The sequence below is a fragment of the Pseudomonas sp. BIGb0278 genome, assembly GCF_024809895.1.
Taxonomy (GTDB): Bacteria; Pseudomonadota; Gammaproteobacteria; order Pseudomonadales; family Pseudomonadaceae; genus Aquipseudomonas; species Aquipseudomonas shirazensis.
This window is the reverse complement of the sequence record NZ_JANUEL010000003.1, coordinates 404,135-424,542: the sequence shown is the minus strand read 5'-3', so window position 1 is coordinate 424,542 and position 20,408 is coordinate 404,135. Positions and strand designations below refer to the sequence as shown.

At 62.6% G+C, this 20,408-nt stretch carries 18 protein-coding genes; 4 read left to right on the top strand and 14 right to left on the bottom strand.

From position 1 onward, the window contains the following. Positions 1-52: 52 nt before the first annotated feature. Positions 53-262: a hypothetical protein gene (locus tag M2396_RS14680; RefSeq protein WP_259075700.1), complete on the bottom strand. Its 210-nt coding sequence runs from the start codon at positions 260-262 to the stop codon at positions 53-55. A gap of 315 nt (positions 263-577) precedes the next feature. Between M2396_RS14680 and M2396_RS14675 the strand changes: the two genes are divergently transcribed. Next, positions 578-742: a hypothetical protein gene (locus M2396_RS14675; protein ID WP_191622787.1), complete on the top strand. Its 165-nt coding sequence runs from the start codon at positions 578-580 to the stop codon at positions 740-742. 54 nt (positions 743-796) lie between these two features. Here the strand turns inward: M2396_RS14675 and M2396_RS14670 are convergent, their stop codons facing one another. The 7 genes from M2396_RS14670 to arcD (M2396_RS14640) all read right to left on the bottom strand — a co-directional run bounded on the left by M2396_RS14670 (position 797) and on the right by arcD (M2396_RS14640) (position 8,632). After that, positions 797-1,654 (bottom strand): SDR family oxidoreductase, encoded by an 858-nt coding sequence (locus M2396_RS14670; protein WP_259075698.1) that lies wholly within the window; start codon positions 1,652-1,654, stop codon positions 797-799. Between the two features lie 100 nt (positions 1,655-1,754). Then, entirely contained in the window at positions 1,755-3,263 is a 1,509-nt protein-coding gene (locus M2396_RS14665; RefSeq protein ID WP_101316936.1) for a sigma-54-dependent transcriptional regulator, read from the bottom strand. Positions 3,264-3,372: 109 nt separating this feature from the next. Continuing rightward, the gene (locus M2396_RS14660; RefSeq protein ID WP_103436212.1) at positions 3,373-3,741 is read right to left on the bottom strand and encodes a DUF5064 family protein; all 369 of its coding nucleotides are present in this window, start codon (positions 3,739-3,741) and stop codon (positions 3,373-3,375) included. A gap of 56 nt (positions 3,742-3,797) precedes the next feature. Beyond that, entirely contained in the window at positions 3,798-4,727 is a 930-nt protein-coding gene (gene arcC, locus M2396_RS14655) for a carbamate kinase (RefSeq protein WP_101316940.1), read from the bottom strand. Positions 4,728-4,835: 108 nt separating this feature from the next. Further along, a complete protein-coding gene (locus M2396_RS14650; RefSeq protein WP_101316942.1) occupies positions 4,836-5,846 on the bottom strand; it encodes an ornithine carbamoyltransferase in 1,011 nt (336 codons plus the stop codon). Positions 5,847-5,916: 70 nt separating this feature from the next. After that, positions 5,917-7,173 (bottom strand): arginine deiminase, encoded by a 1,257-nt coding sequence (gene arcA, locus M2396_RS14645; RefSeq protein WP_150572047.1) that lies wholly within the window; start codon positions 7,171-7,173, stop codon positions 5,917-5,919. Positions 7,174-7,204: 31 nt separating this feature from the next. Next, the gene (gene arcD, locus M2396_RS14640) at positions 7,205-8,632 is read right to left on the bottom strand and encodes an arginine-ornithine antiporter (protein ID WP_101316946.1); all 1,428 of its coding nucleotides are present in this window, start codon (positions 8,630-8,632) and stop codon (positions 7,205-7,207) included. Between the two features lie 425 nt (positions 8,633-9,057). Between arcD (M2396_RS14640) and arcD (M2396_RS14635) the strand changes: the two genes are divergently transcribed. Next, positions 9,058-10,485 carry an arginine-ornithine antiporter gene (gene arcD / locus M2396_RS14635; RefSeq protein ID WP_259075694.1) on the top strand — a complete coding sequence of 476 codons (1,428 nt, stop codon included), beginning with the start codon at positions 9,058-9,060 and terminating at the stop codon, positions 10,483-10,485. 1 nt (position 10,486) lies between these two features. Here arcD (M2396_RS14635) and M2396_RS14630 read toward each other — a convergent pair whose 3' ends face one another. From M2396_RS14630 to gap, 6 genes are all read right to left on the bottom strand, one after another. Further along, a complete protein-coding gene (locus M2396_RS14630; RefSeq protein WP_103436217.1) occupies positions 10,487-10,900 on the bottom strand; it encodes a YbaN family protein in 414 nt (137 codons plus the stop codon). 52 nt (positions 10,901-10,952) lie between these two features. Next, positions 10,953-11,561, bottom strand: coding sequence for a biliverdin-producing heme oxygenase (locus tag M2396_RS14625; protein ID WP_150572044.1), 609 nt, complete (start codon positions 11,559-11,561; stop codon positions 10,953-10,955). Positions 11,562-11,829: 268 nt separating this feature from the next. Next, positions 11,830-14,406, bottom strand: a complete 2,577-nt coding sequence (locus tag M2396_RS14620; RefSeq protein WP_259075691.1) for a TonB-dependent receptor — start codon at positions 14,404-14,406, stop codon at positions 11,830-11,832. Positions 14,407-14,544: 138 nt separating this feature from the next. Then, positions 14,545-15,507, bottom strand: coding sequence for a FecR domain-containing protein (locus tag M2396_RS14615; RefSeq protein ID WP_259075689.1), 963 nt, complete (start codon positions 15,505-15,507; stop codon positions 14,545-14,547). A 93-nt stretch (positions 15,508-15,600) separates the two neighbouring features. After that, on the bottom strand, positions 15,601-16,113 hold the full coding sequence (locus M2396_RS14610; protein WP_101316956.1) for an RNA polymerase sigma factor: 513 nt from the start codon (positions 16,111-16,113) through the stop codon (positions 15,601-15,603). Between the two features lie 142 nt (positions 16,114-16,255). Then, a complete protein-coding gene (gene gap / locus M2396_RS14605; protein ID WP_101316958.1) occupies positions 16,256-17,257 on the bottom strand; it encodes a type I glyceraldehyde-3-phosphate dehydrogenase in 1,002 nt (333 codons plus the stop codon). Positions 17,258-17,538: 281 nt separating this feature from the next. Between gap and edd the strand changes: the two genes are divergently transcribed. Next, the gene (gene edd / locus M2396_RS14600) at positions 17,539-19,365 is read left to right on the top strand and encodes a phosphogluconate dehydratase (protein WP_150571069.1); all 1,827 of its coding nucleotides are present in this window, start codon (positions 17,539-17,541) and stop codon (positions 19,363-19,365) included. Then, positions 19,362-20,321 carry a glucokinase gene (locus M2396_RS14595; RefSeq protein WP_259075684.1) on the top strand — a complete coding sequence of 320 codons (960 nt, stop codon included), beginning with the start codon at positions 19,362-19,364 and terminating at the stop codon, positions 20,319-20,321. Before edd ends, M2396_RS14595 begins: the two co-directional genes overlap by 4 nt. Positions 20,322-20,408: the final 87 nt, after the last annotated feature.

The following is a 20,408-nucleotide window of genomic DNA, read 5'->3' as shown; positions in this document are numbered from 1 at the left end:
CGCCGGACCGCCGCGAAGGGGCGCGCAGCGGCCCCGTTATTGGTATGACAACTTACTTACTTTCAGTGCGTGGCTGTTTCTGCTGTTGCGCAACTTTTTGTTTGTCATCCTGCTGCAACGACTTGCTATCCCAAAGTCGTGCCTGTTCAGTCCGAAAATCCTTATTGAATTGCTTGGCGCGCTCATGCCCGCCTTCAGCATATGCGGTGCCGGTCATTCCAATCAGCAGGCTGGCCATGGCCATGCGCTTCAGCAGTTTCATAATTAACCTCGCTATCGTCAACCTGCCGGGAACGGCGGTTTCTCTCGCATGCAGGTTAACCAGGCGAAGTTAACGCGAGGGTGAGTGGGCCATTACAGTTTGGTTAGGTTGGCGCACTCATAACGGCAGCGGGTAATCGGCGCGCTAAAGATTACGGCAGCGTTAGTTGAATTCAACTTTTGAACGTTCATTGCCCGACCATTCGTCTTTTTTTGATAAAAATAGGGCACGATTTCTAACCGTTTTTCTCCCAATAGGTAGATGACGCGGTTCTGCGGTATCGCCCGACTACAGCAAAGGCTAGGAGAAAAATGTATGCACAACCCCGCCGATAAACAACACCAGCAACAAACACCGAGCAAGTCCGCCGGAGAAGCCGAGCGCGACAACGATGCACGCCGGCCAGACGGCTCGACGGGCACCGAGCATGATTCGACCGCGCAGAAAACTGCACGTCAGGAAGACCAGCAGCGCAAGTAAAAATGAAAAAGCGGCGCGCATCTCTCGGGATGCGCGCCGCTTTTTTTGCGGGGTTTACAGGATGGGCTTACCGCCGGTCACGCCATAGCGCGAACCGGAAATGTAGCTGGCCTCATCCGAGCCCAGCAGCACGTAGATCGGGGCGACTTCGACCGGCTGGCCAGGGCGGCCCATCGGCGTTTGCGTACCGAATTCGCTGACCTCTTCGACCGGCATGGTCGCCGGGATCAATGGTGTCCAGATCGGGCCAGGTGCGACGCTGTTGACGCGAATGCCCTTGCTGCCAAGCATCTGCGCCAACCCGGCGGTGAAGTTGGCGATCGCACCTTTGGTCGTCGCGTACGGCAGCAGTGTCGGCTTGGGCGAATCGGAGTTGATCGAGCTGGTGTTGATGATCGAACTGCCCCTGGCCATCGACGGCAGCGCGCGCTGGCAGATGCGGAACATGGCAGTGATGTTCACATCGAAGGTCATCACCCACTCGTCATCGGTGATGTCTTCGAGGTTTTCGTGGGACATCTGGAACGCGGCATTGTTGACCAGGATGTCGATGCGGCCGAATTTCTCCACCGTTTTGTCGACGGTTTCGTAGCACACCGCCTTGTGCGCCAGATCGCCCGGCAACAGCAGGCATTGGCGACCGGCCTGCTCGACCCAGCGGGCAGTTTCCTGGGCGTCTTCGTGTTCGTTCAGATAAGCAATGGCGACGTCGGCACCTTCACGTGCATAGGCAATCGCCACGGCGCGGCCGATGCCGCTGTCGCCGCCAGTGATCAGGGCAATCTTGCCCTGCAGGCGGCCACTGCCTTTATAGCTGTGCTCACCGCAATCGGGGAGCGGTTGCATCTTCTGCTGCTCGCCGGGTACGTCCTGCGGTTGTGCCGGAAACGGTGGCGTAGGGTAATCGCGCATGGTCGGTACTCCTGTTGAGATGAAAGGCTCCTGTTATTGGAAGGAGCTCATCCGCGGGAGTTGGAGTGCATGCGCGGTCAACGCGACCAGTGGTCAAGCCTCAGGGTTTGGCGGGGATCCCGTACTTGCGCAGGCGCTGAGCAATCGCAGTATGTGAGGTATTCAGCCGTGCTGCCAGCTGCCGGGTCGAGGGATAGCTGGGGTATAGGCGCTGCAGCAGCTCACGCTCGAAATCGCCAACTGCCTGCTCAAGGCTGGCCACCTCGGTGTCCTGGCCTCGGCGCACCGCGGTGCCGGCGATGTCCAGGTCGCCAATGTCGACCAGGTCGCTGTCGCAGATGGCCGCAGCGCGGAAGATCACGTTCTGCAATTGGCGCACGTTGCCCGGCCACGGGTTGGCCAGCAACGCTGCATGGGTGCCTGGGGCGAGCTGGCAGGTCGGGCGCTGGATCTGCGTGCAGGCCTGCTGCATGAAGTAGTGCGCCAGCAGCAGAATGTCCTGGCCGCGCTCGCGCAGCGGCGGCACTTGCAGGTTGAGCACGTTGAGGCGGTAGAACAGGTCCTCGCGAAAGCTGCCCTCGCTGACCATGCGCTCGAGGTCACGGTGGGTGGCGCTGATGATGCGTACATCGACCTTGACCTCGCGATCGCCACCGACCCGGCGAAAGCTGCCGTCGTTGAGAAAACGCAGCAGCTTGGCCTGCAGGTACGGCGACATTTCGCCGATTTCGTCGAGAAACACCGTACCCTGGTTGGCCAGCTCCATCAGCCCCGGCTTGCCGCCGCGCTGCGCGCCGGTAAACGCGCCCGGGGCATAGCCAAACAGTTCGCTCTCGGCCAGGCTCTCAGGCAATGCGGCGCAGTTGAGAGCCAGAAACGGCGCGCCCTGACGGCTGCTCAGGGCATGGCTGGCGCGGGCCACCAGCTCCTTGCCGGTGCCGGTTTCGCCATGCACCAGTAACGGCGCATCCAGCGCCGCCACGCGCAGGGCACGGGCCTTGAGGGTGCGAATGGCTGGCGAGTCGCCGAGCAGCGCATCGAAGCCTTCGGCGTGATCATGGTGCAGCGCCGACAAGCGCTCCCCCATACGCTTGGGCGGGTACAGTGTCAGCAGGCCGCCGGCATGGGTGATCGGCGTGGCATCCAGGAGCAGGCTGTGGCCGTCGAACTGCATCTCGCGCATCGGCAGGTGGAAGTTGTTGTCCAGCAGCGCCTGCAGCAGGGCCGGGTCCTTGAACAGCTCGCCAACCGAACGCCCGGCCGACTCGCGCCCGCACAGGGCGATCAGCGCCGGGTTGGCCAGCAACACCTTGCCGGCGCTGTCGACGGCCAGCACCGGGTCGCTCATGGCTGCCAGCAAGGCGTCCAGCTGCAGGTGGCGGCGCTGGCCGGGGAGGATGTCGACCACTTCCACCGATTGCACGCCGTGCACTTCCAGCAGGGCATCGTGCAGTTCTTCGAGTACCGCCGGGCTGAGGGTCGGGGCGTCGATGTAGACGTTTGGCGGGACCATCTCCACGGCGTCCAGATTGAGATGGCGGGCACCGAGCAGGGCCAGGACTTCCTGGGTGATGCCGACGCGGTCGATGAAGCTGACGTGAATGCGCATGGGGAGCGTACAAGGCTGTGGCCGCAGAGGCGCTCAGTATGCCGCGCCCGCCTCAGGCTTCAAGCCTTGTGCATCAACAAAACTGCCGGCGGTACTGTCGCCGTAGAGGCTATTCCAGGTGCTCCGGCTTGACGCAGTCGCCGGATTTGACCGCGAGCTTCTGGCGGATGTCTTCAAACATCAGGTCATAGATTTTGTGCGACGAGCCCATGCTCTCGAATTTTTTCGGCTGCGGCATGTAGCTCTGGGCCTTGCGCGTGGCGATGCTGAGAAAGCTCGGCAGGACCTGATCCTTGGCCAGAAAGAACGTCTCCTCGACCGGCTTGCCTTCGATGCTGCCGTGCATACGAAACTGGATGCCGGCGCCGTCCTTGGGGTCCGTGGCCACTTCGTAATTGATGTTGAGGTCGTAGCTGTGATCCTGGTTGTGCAGCGCCATGCGCTCGATATGCACGTGACCTGGCTCGAACTTGGCCATGATAGCTCCTCGCAAAGGTGTGAAAACGGCGGGCGACCGGCACCCGCCAACTGCAATCAACGGTAGCTTATTCCAGGCTTGGCGGTGGATACCCGAGTGCCGGCGGTGCCTTTGACGATCTCTTCGATGTCGGCTAGCGAGCCAATCACCGCGACCTTGCCGGTGTTGCGGGCGAAGTCGCAGGCAGCCTGCACCTTGGGTCCCATCGAGCCTGCGGCAAAGCCAAGCCGCTCCAGTTCATCCGGGTGAGCCTGGGCAATCGCCTTCTGCGTGGGCTTGTTGAAGTCGACATACGCGGCGTTGACGTCAGTGGCGATGACCAGCAGATCAGCGTCCAGCTGTTCAGCCAGCAGGGCCGAACACAGGTCCTTGTCGATCACCGCTTCGATGCCTTTGAGCTTGCGGTTTTCATCGTACATGGTGGGGATGCCGCCGCCACCGGCACAGATCACGATGCTGCGTTTTTCCAGCAACCATTTGATCGGACGGATTTCGAAGATGCGCTTGGGTTTCGGGCTGGCGACTACCCGGCGGTATTTGTCGCCGTCAGGCTTGACCACCCAGCCCTTGTCCTTGGCCAGACGCTCGGCGTCCTCCTTGCTGTAGACCGGGCCGATGAACTTGGTCGGGTCCTTGAAGGCCGGGTCGTTGGCGTCGACTTCGACCTGGGTGAGCAGGGTGGCGAACGGCACTTCGAAGTCGAGCAGGTTGCCCAGCTCCTGTTCGATCATGTAGCCGATCATGCCTTCGGTTTCAGCGCCAAGCACGTCCAATGGGTAGGCTTCGTCCGGCTTGTAGGCCTGGGCCTGGAGCGACAGCAAACCGACCTGCGGACCGTTGCCGTGGGCGATGACCAGTTCATTGCCGGGGTGGATCTTGGCGATCTGTTCGGTGGCGGTGCGGATGTTGCTTCGCTGATTGTCAGCGGTCAGAGGCTCGCCTCGGCGGAGCAGGGCGTTGCCGCCCAGTGCAACAACGATACGCATGGTGAAGTGTCCTTTGGCAGAGAGGAGCAGACGGCGTGGCCGCTGCACGTGAACGTGCTGACAAGCAGCAATTCACCCAGCAGCGGCCACGCCAGCCCAGCGGGTCGGTCAGAGATCAGCCAGGGTCGAGACCAGGATCGCCTTGATCGTGTGCATGCGGTTTTCCGCCTGCTCGAAGGCAATGCAGGCCGGCGACTCGAACACGTCGTCGGTCACTTCGATACCGTTGGCCAGGTGCGGGTACTGCTCGGCGATCTGCTTGCCGACCTTGGTGTCGGAGTTGTGGAACGCCGGCAGGCAGTGCATGAACTTGGCCCGCGGGTTGCCGGTGGCCTTCATCAGCTCGGCGTTGACCTGATACGGCAGCAGTTGCTGAATGCGTTCGCCCCAGGCTTCGACTGGCTCGCCCATCGATACCCAGACGTCGGTATGGACGAAATCGACGCCTTTAACCGCCGCTTTCGGGTCTTCGGTGAGGGTGATGCGCGCGCCGCTTTCTTCGGCGTATTTGTGGCAGCGTTCGACCAGATCATCGTGCGGCCACAGCGCCTTGGGCGCGGCAATGCGCACATCCATGCCGAGTTTGGCGCCGATCAGCAGCAGCGAGTTGCCCATGTTGTTGCGGGCGTCGCCCAGGTAGGCGTAGCTGATGTCGTGGATCGGCTTGTCGCTGTTTTCGCGCATGGTCAGCACGTCGGCGATCATCTGGGTAGGGTGGTATTCATCGGTCAGGCCGTTGAACACCGGTACCCCGGCAAACTTGGCCAGCTCCTCGACGATCTCCTGCTTGAAGCCGCGGTACTCGATGGCGTCGTACATGCGCCCGAGCACCCGTGCGGTGTCCTTCATGCTTTCCTTGTGACCGATCTGCGACGAATTGGGGTCGATGTAGGTGACGTTGGCGCCTTGGTCGTAGGCGGCCACTTCGAACGCGCAGCGGGTGCGGGTCGAGGTCTTTTCGAAGATCAGGGCAATGTTGTTGCCCTTCAGGTGCTGCTGCTCGGTGCCGGTGTACTTGGCGCGCTTGAGGTCGCGGGACAGGTCGAGCAGGTAGCGCAGCTCGCGCGTGGTGTGGTGTTCCAGGCTGAGCAGGTTGCGGTTGTGGATGTTGAACGCCATGACAGTTCTCCTTGGATTCGGTGAGGTACCCGGCCGGCGCCTGGTGAGCGCGGCCGGGGTGCTGGCTATTTCAGTAATCGATAGGGTCGCGGATGATCGGGCAGGTCATGCAGTGGCCGCCGCCACGGCCACGGCCGAGTTCGCCGGCACTGATGGTGATGACCTCGACCCCGGCCTTGCGCAGCAGGGTATTGGTATAGGTATTGCGGTCGTAGCCGATGACCACGCCAGGCTCGAGCGCGACCACGTTGTTGCCGTCATCCCACTGCTCGCGCTCGGCGGCAAAGGCGTTGCCGCCGGTTTCCACCACGCGCAGCTCTTTCAGGTTGAGCGACTCGGCGACCACTTCGATGAAGCTCTTGTGCTCGCGGCGCACGTCCAGGCCATACGGCTTGCTGCTGTCCTGACGGATCACGAACGGCACGATCTCTTTGACTACTTCCGGGAAGACCGTGACCAGGTCGCGGTCGCAGAAGCTGAACACGGTGTCCAGGTGCATCGCCGCGCGCGATTTGGGCAGGCCGGCGACCACTACTTTTTCTACCGCGCCCTTGGCGAACAGCGACTGCGCCAGTTGGCCGATGGCCTGGCGCGAAGTGCGCTCACCCATGCCGATCAAGACCACGCCATTGCCGATCGGCATCACGTCGCCGCCTTCCAGGGTGGCCTTGCCGTGGTCCTGGTCAGGGTCGCCGTACCAGATTTCGAACTCGGCGTTGGTGAACTGTGGGTGGAATTTGTAGATGGCGGTGGTCAGCAGGGTTTCCTGACGGCGCGCTGGCCAGTACATCGGGTTCAGCGTGACGCCGCCGTAGATCCAGCAGGTGGTGTCGCGGGTGAACTGGGTGTTGGGCAGCGGGTCGAGGAGGAAGCTGGAGTGACCGAGGTAGTCGCGGTACATCTTGATCACGCTGGCGCCTTCGCTTTCAGGCAGGTCTTCGCCGGCCACGCCGCCAATCAGAAACTCAGCCAGACGGCGCGGCTCCATGCCTTCGAGCCAGCTGCGCACTTCGTTGGTCAGGCCCAGGCCGACGGTGTCGGCGGTGATCTTGCGGTCGAGGATCCACTTCAGAGCTTCAGGGATCTGCACGGTCTCGGTCAGCAGGTTGTGCATTTCCAGCACTTCGATGCCGCGCTCGCGCATCTTGGTAACGAAGTCGAAGTGGTCGCGCTTGGCCTGGTTGACCCAGATCACATCGTCGAACAGCAGGTCGTCGCAGTTGCTTGGGGTCAGCCGCTGGTGTGCCAGGCCTGGGGAGCAGACCATCACTTTGCGCAGTTTGCCGGCTTCGGAATGGACGCCGTACTTGAGGTTTTCGGTGGACATGGTGATTGCCTCCATGATGCAGATTCGGTGATTAAAGGGTCAGGAAACCGTCATACAGGCCGTAGGCCGCCACCAGCGCGCCGACGACTACTGCGGCGAAGATCAGCTTCTCCATGCTGGTGAAGATCGGTTGCCCCAGTTCACGCTTGGCCTTGGCGAACAGGATCGCCCCAGGCGCATACAGCAGCGCCGACAGCAGCAGGTACTTCATGCCGCCGGCATACAGTAGCCAGATCGCGTAGAGCAGGGCGATGGCGCCGATCAGCAGGTCCTTGCGCCGCTCACCGGGTGCTTGTTCGTAGGTTTCGCCGCGCAGCGCCATGAGAAAGCCGTAGGCCGCCGACCACAGGTAGGGCACCAGGATCATCGAGGTGGCGAGGTAGATCAGTGACAGGTAGGTGCTGGCCGAGAACAGGGTGATGATCAGGAACACCTGCACCATCGCGTTTGTCAGCCAAAGGGCGTTGGTCGGGACATGGTTGGCGTTTTCGCGGCGCAGGAACTCCGGCATGGTGTGGTCCTTGGCCGCCGCGAACATGATCTCGGCGCACAGCAGCACCCACGACAGCAACGCCCCGAGCAGCGAGATGATCAGGCCGACGCTGATCAGCACCGCGCCCCAGTGGCCGACCACATGCTCAAGCACTGCCGCCATCGACGGGTTCTGCAGCTTGGCCAGTTCCGGTTGGGTCATCACGCCCATCGACAGCACGTTGATCAGCACCAGGAACAGCAGCACGGTGATAAAGCCGATTACCGTGGCCTTGCCGACGTCGGCGCGTTTTTCTGCGCGGGAGGAGAAGATGCTCGCGCCCTCGATGCCGATGAACACCCACACGGTGACCAGCATCATGTTGCGCACCTGGTTCATCACGCTGCCCAGGTCCGGCGAGCCGACCGCCCAGATGTCGGCGGTGATCACGTCGAGCTTGAACGCGAACAGGCAGATCAGCGCGAACAAGGCCAGCGGCACCACCTTGGCGATGGTCGTCACCAGGTTGATGAAGGCGGCTTCCTTGATCCCGCGCAGCACCAGAAAATGCACGGCCCAGAGCAGGATCGAGGCGCCGATCACCGCCGCCGGCGTGTTGCCTTCGCCAAATACCGGGAAGAAATAACCGAGCGTGCTGAACAACAGCACGAAGTAACCGACGTTGCCCAGCCAGGCACTGATCCAGTAACCCCAGGCTGAGGAAAAGCCCATGTAGTCACCAAATCCAGCCTTGGCGTAGGCATACACGCCACCGTCCAGATCGGGCTTGCGATTGGCCAGGGTCTGGAATACGAACGCCAGGGTCAACATGCCTACTGCGGTAATTGCCCAGCCAATCAATACCGCGCCCACACCGGCACTGGCGGCCATGTTTTGCGGCAGGGAAAATATCCCGCCACCAATCATCGAGCCGACCACAAGTGCGACCAGTGCGCCGAGTTTAAGTTTTTCGGGAGAATCAGACATTTAACGACTCCGTACCAGGAGAAAGTTGACGTCATGGTAAACCTGACGCCGCCGGCATTCGCTGATGTAGATCAGTTCATGGCAACGTAAGGCCTGGGCCAGACGTGTCTCCTGGAGTGTGCCGACCGCTCTGCTGCAGGCCTTTGCACCGGCAACTCCATGTCTAGGTAGAGTAAACACTCTGTTCTGCCTGCGATGTTTCAAACTAGCCGCTTTTACTGGATAGGCAAATTTTCAGCGTAAATTAAAATTATTACTGCAGAGGCTATAGTTGCCCGGCAGTCTCCCACTGGCGCACAGGATCGCCTATAGACAGTGTTGCTATTAGTGCTATAGCGTTTAAGGGTGACAGCGCATATACAGCGCTATTTATATGGGCTCAAAAGTTTTGCGTGCAGATGACATCAACCAACGGTGGGCGCCCAATGAGCGAGCCTGGAAATAAACTGCGACTCGGTGCATTGATTGCGCTGGTAGTGGGTTCGATGATAGGTGGCGGAATCTTTTCGCTGCCGCAGAACATGGCCGCCCGCGCCGACGCCGGCGCTGTGTTGATCGGCTGGGGCATCACCGCCGTAGGCATGCTGGCGCTGGCGTTCGTGTTCCAGACCCTGGCCAACCGCAAACCCGAACTCGACTCGGGGGTGTATGCCTACGCCAAGGCCGGCTTTGGCGACTACATGGGTTTCTCTTCGGCGTGGGGCTACTGGATCAGCGCCTGGCTGGGCAACGTCGGCTACTTCGTACTGCTGTTCAGCACCCTGGGGTTTTATTTCCCGATGTTCGGCGAGGGCAATACGCCGGTGGCGATCGGCTGCGCCTCGATGTTGCTCTGGTGCGTGCACTTTGTGGTGCTGCGTGGGATCAAGGAAGCCGCGTTCATCAACCTGATCACTACCGTGGCCAAGGTAGTGCCACTGCTGATTTTCATCGTGATTGCCGCCGTGGCGTTTCGTGCCGAAGTCTTCACCCGCGACTTCTGGGGCGCGAGCAACCCGCAGTTCGGCAGCGTCATGGAGCAGGTCCGCAACATGATGCTGGTGACCGTGTTCGTGTTTATCGGCATCGAGGGCGCGAGCGTGTACTCGGCGCGGGCCCAGCGCCGTTCAGACGTGGGCAAGGCGACCGTGATCGGCTTTCTCGGCGTGCTCGCCTTGCTGGTGCTGGTCAACGTGCTGTCGCTTGGGGTGATGACCCAGCCGGAGCTGGCGGGGTTGCAGAACCCGTCGCTGGCAGCGGTGCTGGAGCATATCGTCGGCCCATGGGGCGCGCTGCTGATCAGCCTTGGCCTGGCGGTGTCACTGCTGGGCGCGCTGCTGTCGTGGGCACTGTTGTGTGCAGAGATCCTCTACGCCACGGCCAAGGACAAGACCATGCCGCGTTTTCTCACCGTCGAGAACGCCAATCACGTGCCGGCCAACGCGCTGTGGCTGACCAACTGCATGATCCAGGGCTTTTTGCTGATCACGCTGTTTTCGGCAGGCACCTACACCAGCCTGATCTATCTGGCGTCGTCGATGATTCTGGTGCCGTACCTGTGGTCGGCGGCCTATGCGGTGCTGCTGGCGCTGCGCGGTGAAGGCTATGCCGAGCAAGCCGGGCTGCGCCGCAAGGACCTGGTGGTGGCCGGCCTGGCGCTGGTCTACGCGATCTGGCTGTTGTACGCCGGCGGGCTCAAGTACCTGCTGCTCTCGGCGTTGCTGTATGCGCCAGGGGTGATTCTGTTTGCAAGGGCCAAGCACGAGCAGGGCCAGGCGCTCTTCACCGGCTGGGAAAAGCTGATTTTCGCTGCGGTGCTGGCAGGTGCAGGCGTGGCCGCGTATGCGCTGTACGCGGGGTTGTTGACGCTCTAGCTCAGCCGGCGTTGCAGTTGGAGGCTGCGGGCTGAACGCGCTCCGGGCGTGACCAGATCCACAGGTTGCCCAGGCTCATGCCGGCGATGGCCAGAAACACCGGCCAACGGTGCTCGAGAAAGGTCAGCATCAGGCAGGCGCAAATCAGCATGCTCACGGTGGCGCTGATTTTCGCCCGGCGCTGGATCACCCGGCCGTTGCGCCAGTTGTGCAGGATCGGCCCGAACAGCCGATGGTTCTCCAGCCAGGCGCTCAGCCGCGGCGAGCTGCGCGTCGCGGCCCAGGCTGCAAGCAGAATGAACTCGGTGGTCGGCAGGCCCGGAATGACAATCGCCACCAAGCCGATCCCCAGGCTCACATAAGCCAGGATCGCGTACAGCAGGCGGGTCAGTTTCGAGCGGGCAAGTTGGGTCATGGTCTCACTGCAAAAACGGCCGGCCACCACCGCGGTGACCGGGTAAAGCGTATCAGGCCGGCGCGACTTCTGCCGCGTAGGCATGCTTGAGCAACTCGGTGAAGCGCTCGAAGGCGGCGACTGCAGCACGCTCGGCGGCTGCGTCTTCTTCAGCCGACAGCTCCAGGCCGTCGAGGATGCGAGTGAACTGTTTCCAGCCTTCGGCACGGCCACCGGCCGGCTCACCCAGGTGACGTGCGCCAAAGCTGTCGGACAGCTCCAGTGCCACTGCACGCTTGATCAAAAAAGCGGCGCCCAGTTTGGAGCCTTCGGAGACGAAGATCCAGCCCAGTGCCTCGCCCAGGCTCGGCGCCTGCAACGCGCCAGCCACGGGCGCCGGCACTGCGGTATCGAGATCGGCCAGGTCCAGGCGAGCCTGATCGGCGCGGCAGCGTGCGGCCAGGTCGGGCACGATAGCGATCAGTTGTGGGTCGTTGTACAGCGCCTGCAGCTCGGACTGGAACAAGTACTGGGCGACCACGAAGCGGGCAAAGTTGTCACGGTTGGCAAACGGCGCGTGGGCTTTGACCAGTGCGTCGAGCTCGGTGTGTGGGGCGTTGGTCGCTTGATTCAGGCGTTGCGAGCGCAGCAGCGGGCGCTCGGCGTTGGCGGCGTTGGTCATGGTGGATCCTTGGAAAAAGGGCGGTCTAGTTACGAGACGAACAAGCGGGCTGAACACAGTAAAAATTCATGCTCAATAGTCCTGGCAGCGCAGGTCCATGTAGGAGCGGCCTCGTGTCGCGAAAGGCGCGCGTAGCGGGCCCAGGATCTGCGCAGCACCACAGAATGCCGGGGCCGCTACGCGACCCTTTCGCGACACAAGGCCGCTCCTACAGGGAACGCGGCGCCCGCCAGATATCAGTTTCGCCGGGGCATCGCGCCGGCGCAGGTCAGATATCCCAGATGACGTTCACGGCAAAATTGCGCCCGGGCATGGTCAGGCGGTCGAGGTTGGCCGGCTGGGTCACCGCCGCTTCGCCCTGGCCGTCGTAGCCACGCACCGAATCCCACTGCCAGTACTTCTTGTTGGTCAGGTTGTACAGCCCGGCGTTGACGGTGACGTCGTCGGTGACTTTGTAGAAACCGCTCAAGTCGAGCACGCCGTAGCCCGGGCTGCGGAACTGGGTGCTGGCGCCGTCCGGAGCGAAGAAGGCGCTGTCGTCGACGCGGGTCTTGCGTTTGACCAAAGTCCAGCTGAGCAGGGCGCCATAGTCGGCCTGGTCATAACCGAGACCAAACACGCCGGTCAGCGGGTTGACGCTGTTGATCGGCTGGCCATTGTCATCGTTGCGACCGTTGGCATAGGCAATCGAGGTCTGGCCATACAGTCCCTGCGGTGCGCCAAAGTGATCGAGGTTCAAGCGGCCTTTGAACTCGGCGCCCTTGATGGTGGCGTGCTTGATGTTGCTGGCCTGGAAGGTGGTGCCGAGGTTGGCCGACTGCACGGCGTCTTCGTTGATGAAATCCCGGTACTTGTTGTAGAACACCGCGACATCGAAGTTACCTGCGGCAAAGTTGCCGCGCAGGCCGGTTTCATAACTCTTGCTTTTTTCCGGCTCCAGGCCCGGATTACCCTCTACCCGGTAGCCCACAATCGGGTTGTCGAAGCGCCCGTACATCGACTTGGCCGTCGGCGTGCGGAAGCCTTCGGCGTACTGGCCGTACCAGGTGTAGTTGTCGTCAAAGGCGTAGGTCACGCCAAGCTTGGGCGACAGGCGATGCCACTTCTTGTCCGAGTCGTCGATTGCAGTCGGAGCAACGCCGGTGCCCTGAATGCCACGCAGGAAGGCGTCGGTCATCTCCGGTCGCATGCGCGTGTAGTCGTAGCGCGCGCCGGGCAGGAAGGTCCAGCTGTTCCAGCGGATTTCGTCCTGGGCGAACAGGCTGTAGGTGTCGACGGTCGGGTCGGGGAAGTCGCTGACCAGCACTTGGCCATCGCTGGCTTGGCCTACTGCCGTGCAGCTGCCGCCGACGTTCAGGCAGGTGCCGCTGCCGCTGCGCGTACCGGTGACTTCTTCGTGCTTGAGGGTGGTGCCGTAGGTCAGCAGATGGTCGGTCTGGCCGATGCTGAAGGACTTGTCCAGCTGCCCGTCGAATACCCACTGGCGGTCCTTGTAGGTGGTCTTGCGATCACGCGCTACCTGGCGGCCCGAGGCGACATACAGCTCTTCGGTGCGCTGGTCGGTCTTGGCGATCTGGTAGTTCAGGCTCCACTTGGCGCGGTCGGCGAACAGGCTGTCGAGGCCGAATTCGTGATTGATGCCAAAGCGCTCGCGGGTAACCGTGTCATTGCCCTGGCGCTCGCGGTACGAGTTCATCGGGCCACGCCCTGGAATGAATGGCCCGCCCACGGCACTGAGGATGTTCTGGTCGCGATCATCCTTGTAGTTTTCGTAGGTGAAACCCAGCCGCGCATCATCGGCATAGTTCCAGCCGGCCTTGGCCAGCACGTTGGTAGTGCGCACGTCCTCCGGGTTGGCGGCGGTGCGATCAAGGCCAGTGCCGTTGTGCTCGCCATAGGACTCGGTCTCATGGCCGTTACGCTGGCTCAGGTGCAGCAGGCCGTCGACATCGCCCTGACGGCCGGCGATGGTGGCCGAGGTCAGCCAGCTTTCGTCAGCCGAGCTGTAGCCGGTCTTCAAGCGTGCGCCGATGTCCTTGCCCGGTTTGATGATGTCGTCCGCGTCGAGGGTGAAGTAGCTGACCGCGCCGCCGATGGCGTTGCTGCCGTACAGCACCGAAGCCGGGCCGCGCAGGATCTCTACGCGCTTGACGATTTCCGGGTCGACATAGTTGCGTTGGGTCTGCGCGTAGGGGCCGTAGAAGAAACTGTCGGGGATCGACACTCCGTCGATCTGGGTCAGGATCCGTTCACCGTCGATGCCGCGGATGTTGTAGCCGTTGAGGCCGCTGCGCTGGCCGGTGCCGCCAACCGAAACACCCGGCTCGTAACGCACCAATTGCTGGATATCGTTGACGTTCTGTCGATCCAGCTGCTCGCGGGTCTGCACAGTGACGGTGCTCGGTACCTGGCTGACATCCTGGGCGCTGCGGGTGGCGCTGACGGTCAGTTGCTGCAGGGCAATCACACTGCTGGCCGACTGGCGTTCAAGCACCACGTTGCCGTTACCGATCTTGCGGTAGCTCAGCCCGGTGCCTTGCAGCAAACGCTGCAGCGCAGGCTCGGCTGGCAGCGAGCCCTGGACGCCGGGCGATGAGATACCCTCGGCGACCTCGGCGCTGAAGCCGACCTGCCAGCCGGTAACCTGGCTGAAGGCGTTGATGGCCGCAACCAGCGGTTGTTGGCTGATGCTGAAGCGGTAATCGCCCATGCGCGGGCTGCTGGCCTGGGCCGGCTCTGCGGCCAGGGCCGGCAGGCTGACGGCGCCACTGGCGATCAGGGCCAAGGTCAGCAGAGACAGCTGCCCCAGGCGGCGGGGTGACGGGCGGAGTTGAGCTGTGGACATCGAAAGCGCTCCCAGACGCGCGAACTGTTATAGGTGATGCTTGTTCTTGTTTAAAAACAAGAATCAGTTGCATTGGCTATAACGAGACGTGTTGTCGGTAGCGATCGCGTAAAAATAATTCAGGCGGCAGTCAGCGATTCAGTTGAGGATCACCAGCGCCGGGTATTCATGCAGCCTGGCTGAGGTGATCTGGGCCAGCGCGCGCAAGGTTTCCAGCGGTTGGTCGAGGCGGTAGTTACCAGTCACGGCAACCTGCTCGAGCGCGCCGTTGCGGCTGATGATCCAGCCCGGATAGTAACGGCGCACCTCGGCCAGCACTTCGCTCAGCGGGCAGTTCTCGAACACCAGGCGGCCCTCGACCCAGGCCAGATCCTGGCGCATATCGGGGCGGCTGGGCTGGCCAAAACCCTGCGGGCCAACGCTGATGCTGTCACCGGCGCGCAGGCGAATGTGCTGATCACTGGCAGCGTGCAGGTCAACATCGCCGCGCTGCACGCGGACCTGCGCCTGGCCATCCAGGTAGCGCACGGCAAAGTCGGTGTCGCGGACCTGCGCACGCATCGGCCCGGCCTGCACCTCAAGCGCCTGCTCACCGGCACGGTTTACCTGAAAATACGCCTCGCCTTGCAGCAGGCGGGCCACTGGCTGGCCGTCGCGCACATCGCTGGCAAACGCCGAGTCGGTGTTGAGCAGGACCTTGGTGCCGTCGTCCAGCTGCAGCCGCTGGCGCTCGCCGACCACGGTCAGGTGATCGGCCTGCAGGCGCACCGGCAGGTTGCCGAAGCTGAACAGGCCGACCAGTAGCACGGCTGCGCTGGCCAGTGGCTTCCAGTGGCGGCGCAGGCGAGCGGCTGGAGCGTTGCGCTGGGTCTGGTGGATCTGCCCGGCGGCCTGACGCAGGGGCACACCGTTCCACACCGCTTCGGCCTCGACATAGGCCTCGGCGTTTTCCGGCGCAGCGCTCAGCCAGACCTCGAAGGCTGCGGTGTCTGCTGCGCTGGCGCATTGCAGGCGCAGCAGCCAGTCCAGTGCCTCGTCCATGGCACGCGCGCGGGCATCGGGCCCGGCAGGTGTCGGGCGTGGGCTGGGGCTGTCGGTCACGAAGGGTCCTTGCTTGGGGGATTTTGCCGAATGATCGGGGCTGCAACGGGCCAAGGCAAGCGCTTTACCGATCCTGGCGGGCCAGCGGTCGGCTTACTTGAGCCGCTCGGCCACACCCATGCAGATGGCCATGATCAGTTTCAGTTCCTTTTGCACCGTGCTCGCCGAAACCTGCAACTGCTCGGCAATCTCCAGGTAGCTGGCGCCGTGCAGGCGGCTGAGGATGAAGATGCGCTGCTGGCGCGTGCTCAGTTGGCCAAGGCTGACACTCAGGTGCTTGAGCAACTGCTCGGCGTGGGCTGCGTCCTCGCTGCTGCTGGTGGGGGCGGCGACGTTGTGCAGGACTTGCTCGGGTACATCCTCGACCAGCGTGCGCGCTTGTACGCGGCGGGCGCGCAGGTGATCCAGGGCCAGGTTGCGGGCAGTCTGGAACACGAACGGCTCAAGGTGTTCGACCGGCCGTTCGCCGAGGGCGCGGGTTACCCGCAGGTAGGTTTCCTGGAGCAGGTCTTCAGCGGTACTGGGGTTGCCCACCATGCCTTGCAGCGTGCGCAGCAGGCTGAGGCGTTGGGTTAGGAAGACGATATTGAAGCGTGACTGACTCACGGGGCGACCTGGCCGATACGGAGGTTAATGATAATGCTTATCATCACCTGTATTGGTCAAGCGTTAAAACTGATCCCTTGCGAGGCGTATGTCCGGCCCGAGCAGGCAGCGCAATGTCTGCGCTGCTGCTGGGCGAGCCAGCTTACTGCGCGTTGTGCAGCGCCAGGCAGTTGTCGAGCATGCGGTTGGAGAAGCCCCACTCGTTGTCATACCAGGCCAGCACCTTGAGCATGCGACCATTGCTGCGGGTGTGGTTGGCATCGAAGATCGACGACAACGGGTTGTGGTTGAAGTCGCATGATACCAGCGGCAGGGCGTTGTAACCCAGGACCCGCGAATGGCGGCTGGCTTCGAGGAACAGCTGGTTGACCTGCTCGGCGCTGGCTTCGCGCTTGAGGTTGACGGTCAGGTCCACCAGCGACACATTGATCACCGGCACGCGCACGGCCATGCCGGTCAGCTTGCCCGCCAGTTCCGGCAGCACCAGGCCGACCGCTTCGGCGGCGCCGGTCTTGCTCGGGATCATCGACTGGGTGGCCGAACGCGCCCGGTATGGGTCGCTGTGGTACACGTCGGTGAGGACCTGATCGTTGGTGTAGGCGTGAATGGTAGTCATCAAACCCTGCTCGATGCCGAACTCGCGGTGCAGCACCTGGGCAATCGGCGCCAGGCAGTTGGTGGTGCAGGAGGCGCTGGAGATGATCTGGTGCGAGGCACGCAGCACATCATGGTTGACCCCGTAGACGATGGTGGCGTCAACGCCCTTGCCCGGCGCCGAAATGATCACCTTGCCGGCGCCGGCGCTCAAATGTGCTGCAGCCTTGGCGCGGTCGGTGAACAGCCCGGTGCATTCGAACACGACGTCGATGGCTTCGGCCTTCCACGGCAGCTCGGCCGGATTACGGATGGCGCTGACCGCGATGCGGTCGCCGTTGACGGTCAGGCTTTCATGATCGGCCTCGACCTGTGCATCGAAAATGCCGTGGACGCTGTCGTACTTGAGCAGGTGGGCGTTCATTGCGCTGTCGCCCAGATCGTTGATGGCGACGACCTGCAGGTCTTGCCGGTAGCCTTGGGTATACAGTGCGCGCAGGACGTTGCGCCCGATACGGCCGAATCCGTTGATGGCGATGCGTAGGGTCATGGTAATACCTCTGGCAGTCGGGTGAAGGCTGTGGCACAAGGCCTATTGCCGTGGAGCACGCATTCACTGAAACGATTTTGTTATTGGAATTACAAGATTATGCGTTATGGGATAGAAAACAAGCCCTTTTGATGGCAGTATTTTGTGTAAACATACAACGAGTGGTCGGGCGAGCTGCTTCCACGTTGCACCAGGCAGGTTTCACTTGAGCCTAGGTCGCAATCGGGGGGAGGGGAAATCCCGCTTCAGATCACCCTTACCGTCAGCCTGGAGTTCAGTACATGCACCCGCGCATCCTAGAGGTCACCCAACGGCTGATCGAACGTAGCCGTCCTACCCGTGAACGTTATCTGCAACTGATTCGCGGTGCGGCCAGTGACGGCCCGATGCGCGCCAGCCTGCAGTGCGCCAACTTCGCCCACGGCGTGGCCGGCTGCGGTAGCGAAGACAAACACAGCCTGCGCATGATGAATGCCGCCAACGTGGCAATCGTTTCGGCTTATAACGACATGCTTTCTGCGCATCAGCCGTACCAGCATTTCCCCGAGCAGATCAAACAGGCGCTGCGCGAGATCGGCTCGGTCGGTCAGTTTGCCGGCGGTGTGCCGGCCATGTGCGATGGCGTCACCCAGGGTGAGCCGGGCATGGAGCTGGCCATCGCCAGCCGCGAAGTGATCGCGATGTCCACCGCGATTGCCCTGTCGCACAACATGTTCGACGCCGCCTTGATGCTCGGCATCTGCGACAAGATCGTCCCTGGCCTGATGATGGGCGCGTTGCGCTTCGGCCATCTGCCGACCATCTTCGTCCCTGGCGGACCAATGCCGTCGGGCATTTCCAACAAGCAGAAGGCCGATGTGCGCCAGCGCTATGCCGAAGGCAAGGCCAGCCGCGAAGAGCTGCTCGAGTCGGAAATGAACTCCTACCACAGCCCCGGCACCTGCACCTTCTACGGCACCGCCAACACCAACCAGCTGGTGATGGAAGTGATGGGCCTGCACCTGCCCGGCGCCTCGTTCGTCAATCCTTACACGCCGTTGCGTGATGCCCTCACCGCCGAAGCTGCGCAGCAGGTCACGCGCATGACCAAAGCCAGCGGCAGCTTCATGCCGCTGGGCGAAATCGTCGATGAAAAGGCCCTGGTCAACTCTATCGTCGCCCTGCATGCCACCGGCGGCTCGACCAACCACACCCTGCACATCCCGGCGATTGCCCAGGCTGCCGGCATCCAGTTGACCTGGCAGGACATGGCTGACCTGTCCGAGGTCGTGCCAACCCTGTCCAACGTCTACCCCAACGGCAAAGCCGACATCAACCACTTCCAGGCCGCCGGCGGCATGTCGTTCCTGATTCGCGAGCTGCTCGATGCCGGGCTGCTGCACGACGACGTCAACACCGTGGCCGGGCCCGGCCTGCGCCGCTACACCCAGGAGCCGTTCCTTGAGGATGGCCGACTGGTCTGGCGCGAAGGCCCGTTGCAAAGCCTGGACGAGAACATCCTGCGCCCGGCTTCGCGGCCATTCTCCAGCGAGGGCGGCCTGCGGGTGATGGAAGGCAACCTCGGCCGCGGCGTGATGAAAGTCTCCGCCGTGGCGCCCGAGCACCGCGTGGTCGAAGCGCCGGCGCGAGTGTTCGAAGATCAGCAGGCATTGGCCGATGCGTTCAAGGCCGGTGAGCTGGAGCGCGATTTCGTCGCGGTGATGCGCTTCCAGGGCCCGCGCTGCAACGGCATGCCCGAGCTGCACAAGATGACGCCGTTTCTCGGCGTGCTGCAGGATCGCGGCTTCAAGGTCGCGCTGGTCACCGATGGGCGTATGTCTGGCGCCTCGGGCAAGATTCCGGCGGCGATCCACGTCTGCCCGGAAGCGTTCGACGGCGGCCCGCTGGCACGTGTGCGCGATGGTGATATGGTGCGCGTTGATGGTGTCGAAGGCACCTTGCGGGTGATGGTCTCGGCCGAAGAGCTGGCCAGCCGCGATCTGCCGCCTGCACCCCAGGGCAATGACCTGGGCTGCGGGCGCGAACTGTTTGGTTTCATGCGCATGGCGTTCAGTTCAGCGGAACAGGGCGCAAGCGCCTTTACCTCTGGCCTGGAGAATCTCAAGTGAATGAGTTGCTGGTTGGCGACATCGGTGGCACCAACGCACGTTTTGCCCTTTGGCGCGACAACCAGCTGCACGCCGTGCGGGTGTTGCCGACGGCTGACTACACCAGTCTGGAACAGGCGATCCAGGCGTACCTGCAGGAGCAGGGCATCGCACGCGGTGAGCTTGCGGCGGTATGTCTGGCGGTTGCCGGGCCGGTGGATGGCGATGAGTTCCAGTTCACCAACAACCACTGGCGGCTGAGCCGACGGGCGTTCTGCGAAATGCTTCAGGTCAAGCAGCTGCTGTTGCTCAACGACTTCTCGGCGATGGCGCTGGGCATGACCCGTTTGCTGCCTGGTGAATTCCAGGCGGTATGCGCCGGTGACGCCGACCCAGCCCGTCCGGCGCTGGTGATCGGCCCTGGCACCGGGCTGGGCGTCGGCAGCTTGTTGCACCTCAACCAGCAACAGTGGATGGCGGTGCCAGGCGAGGGCGGCCATGTCGACCTGCCCGTCGGTAACGCGCGTGAAGCCGCGATCCATCAGCAGATCCAAAGCCAGATTGGTCATGTCAGTGCCGAAACCGTACTCAGCGGCGGCGGCCTGGTGCGCTTGTATCAGGCGATGTGCGCGCTGGATGGTGTTCAGCCAGTTCACCTGAGCCCAGCGGAAGTCACCGAGGCTGCGCTGGCTGGTGAGCCGCAGGCATTGGCCGTGATCGAACAGTTCTGCTGCTTCCTTGGCCGGGTTGCCGGCAACAACGTACTCACCCTCGGCGCGCGCGGCGGGGTGTATATCGTCGGTGGCGTGATCCCGCGGTTTGCCGAGCTGTTCCTGCGCAGCGGTTTTGCTGCCAGCTTTGCCGACAAGGGCTGCATGAGCGGCTATTTTGCCGGGATCCCGGTATGGTTGGTCACCGCTGAGTTTTCTGGCCTGTTGGGTGCCGGTGTGGCGCTGCAGCAAGCGATGGCTCGTTAGATTTCTTGGGGCCGCCGCGCTGCCCTTCGCGGGTGAACCCGCTCCCACAAGGACCGCGCCGTCCTCACCCTGTGGGAGCGGGTTCAC

What these genes read in the sequence shown, in the direction of transcription:
- M2396_RS14680 (WP_259075700.1), bottom strand. Translation starts at nt 262, where the DNA reads ATGAAACTGCTGAAGCGCATGGCCATGGCCAGCCTGCTGATTGGAATG.
- M2396_RS14675 (WP_191622787.1), top strand. Translation starts at nt 578, where the DNA reads ATGCACAACCCCGCCGATAAACAACACCAGCAACAAACACCGAGCAAG.
- M2396_RS14670 (WP_259075698.1), bottom strand. Translation starts at nt 1,654, where the DNA reads ATGCGCGATTACCCTACGCCACCGTTTCCGGCACAACCGCAGGACGTA.
- M2396_RS14665 (WP_101316936.1), bottom strand. Translation starts at nt 3,263, where the DNA reads ATGCGCATTCACGTCAGCTTCATCGACCGCGTCGGCATCACCCAGGAA.
- M2396_RS14660 (WP_103436212.1), bottom strand. Translation starts at nt 3,741, where the DNA reads ATGGCCAAGTTCGAGCCAGGTCACGTGCATATCGAGCGCATGGCGCTG.
- arcC (WP_101316940.1), bottom strand. Translation starts at nt 4,727, where the DNA reads ATGCGTATCGTTGTTGCACTGGGCGGCAACGCCCTGCTCCGCCGAGGC.
- M2396_RS14650 (WP_101316942.1), bottom strand. Translation starts at nt 5,846, where the DNA reads ATGGCGTTCAACATCCACAACCGCAACCTGCTCAGCCTGGAACACCAC.
- arcA (WP_150572047.1), bottom strand. Translation starts at nt 7,173, where the DNA reads ATGTCCACCGAAAACCTCAAGTACGGCGTCCATTCCGAAGCCGGCAAA.
- arcD (WP_101316946.1), bottom strand. Translation starts at nt 8,632, where the DNA reads ATGTCTGATTCTCCCGAAAAACTTAAACTCGGCGCACTGGTCGCACTT.
- arcD (WP_259075694.1), top strand. Translation starts at nt 9,058, where the DNA reads ATGAGCGAGCCTGGAAATAAACTGCGACTCGGTGCATTGATTGCGCTG.
- M2396_RS14630 (WP_103436217.1), bottom strand. Translation starts at nt 10,900, where the DNA reads ATGACCCAACTTGCCCGCTCGAAACTGACCCGCCTGCTGTACGCGATC.
- M2396_RS14625 (WP_150572044.1), bottom strand. Translation starts at nt 11,561, where the DNA reads ATGACCAACGCCGCCAACGCCGAGCGCCCGCTGCTGCGCTCGCAACGC.
- M2396_RS14620 (WP_259075691.1), bottom strand. Translation starts at nt 14,406, where the DNA reads ATGTCCACAGCTCAACTCCGCCCGTCACCCCGCCGCCTGGGGCAGCTG.
- gap (WP_101316958.1), bottom strand. Translation starts at nt 17,257, where the DNA reads ATGACCCTACGCATCGCCATCAACGGATTCGGCCGTATCGGGCGCAAC.
- edd (WP_150571069.1), top strand. Translation starts at nt 17,539, where the DNA reads ATGCACCCGCGCATCCTAGAGGTCACCCAACGGCTGATCGAACGTAGC.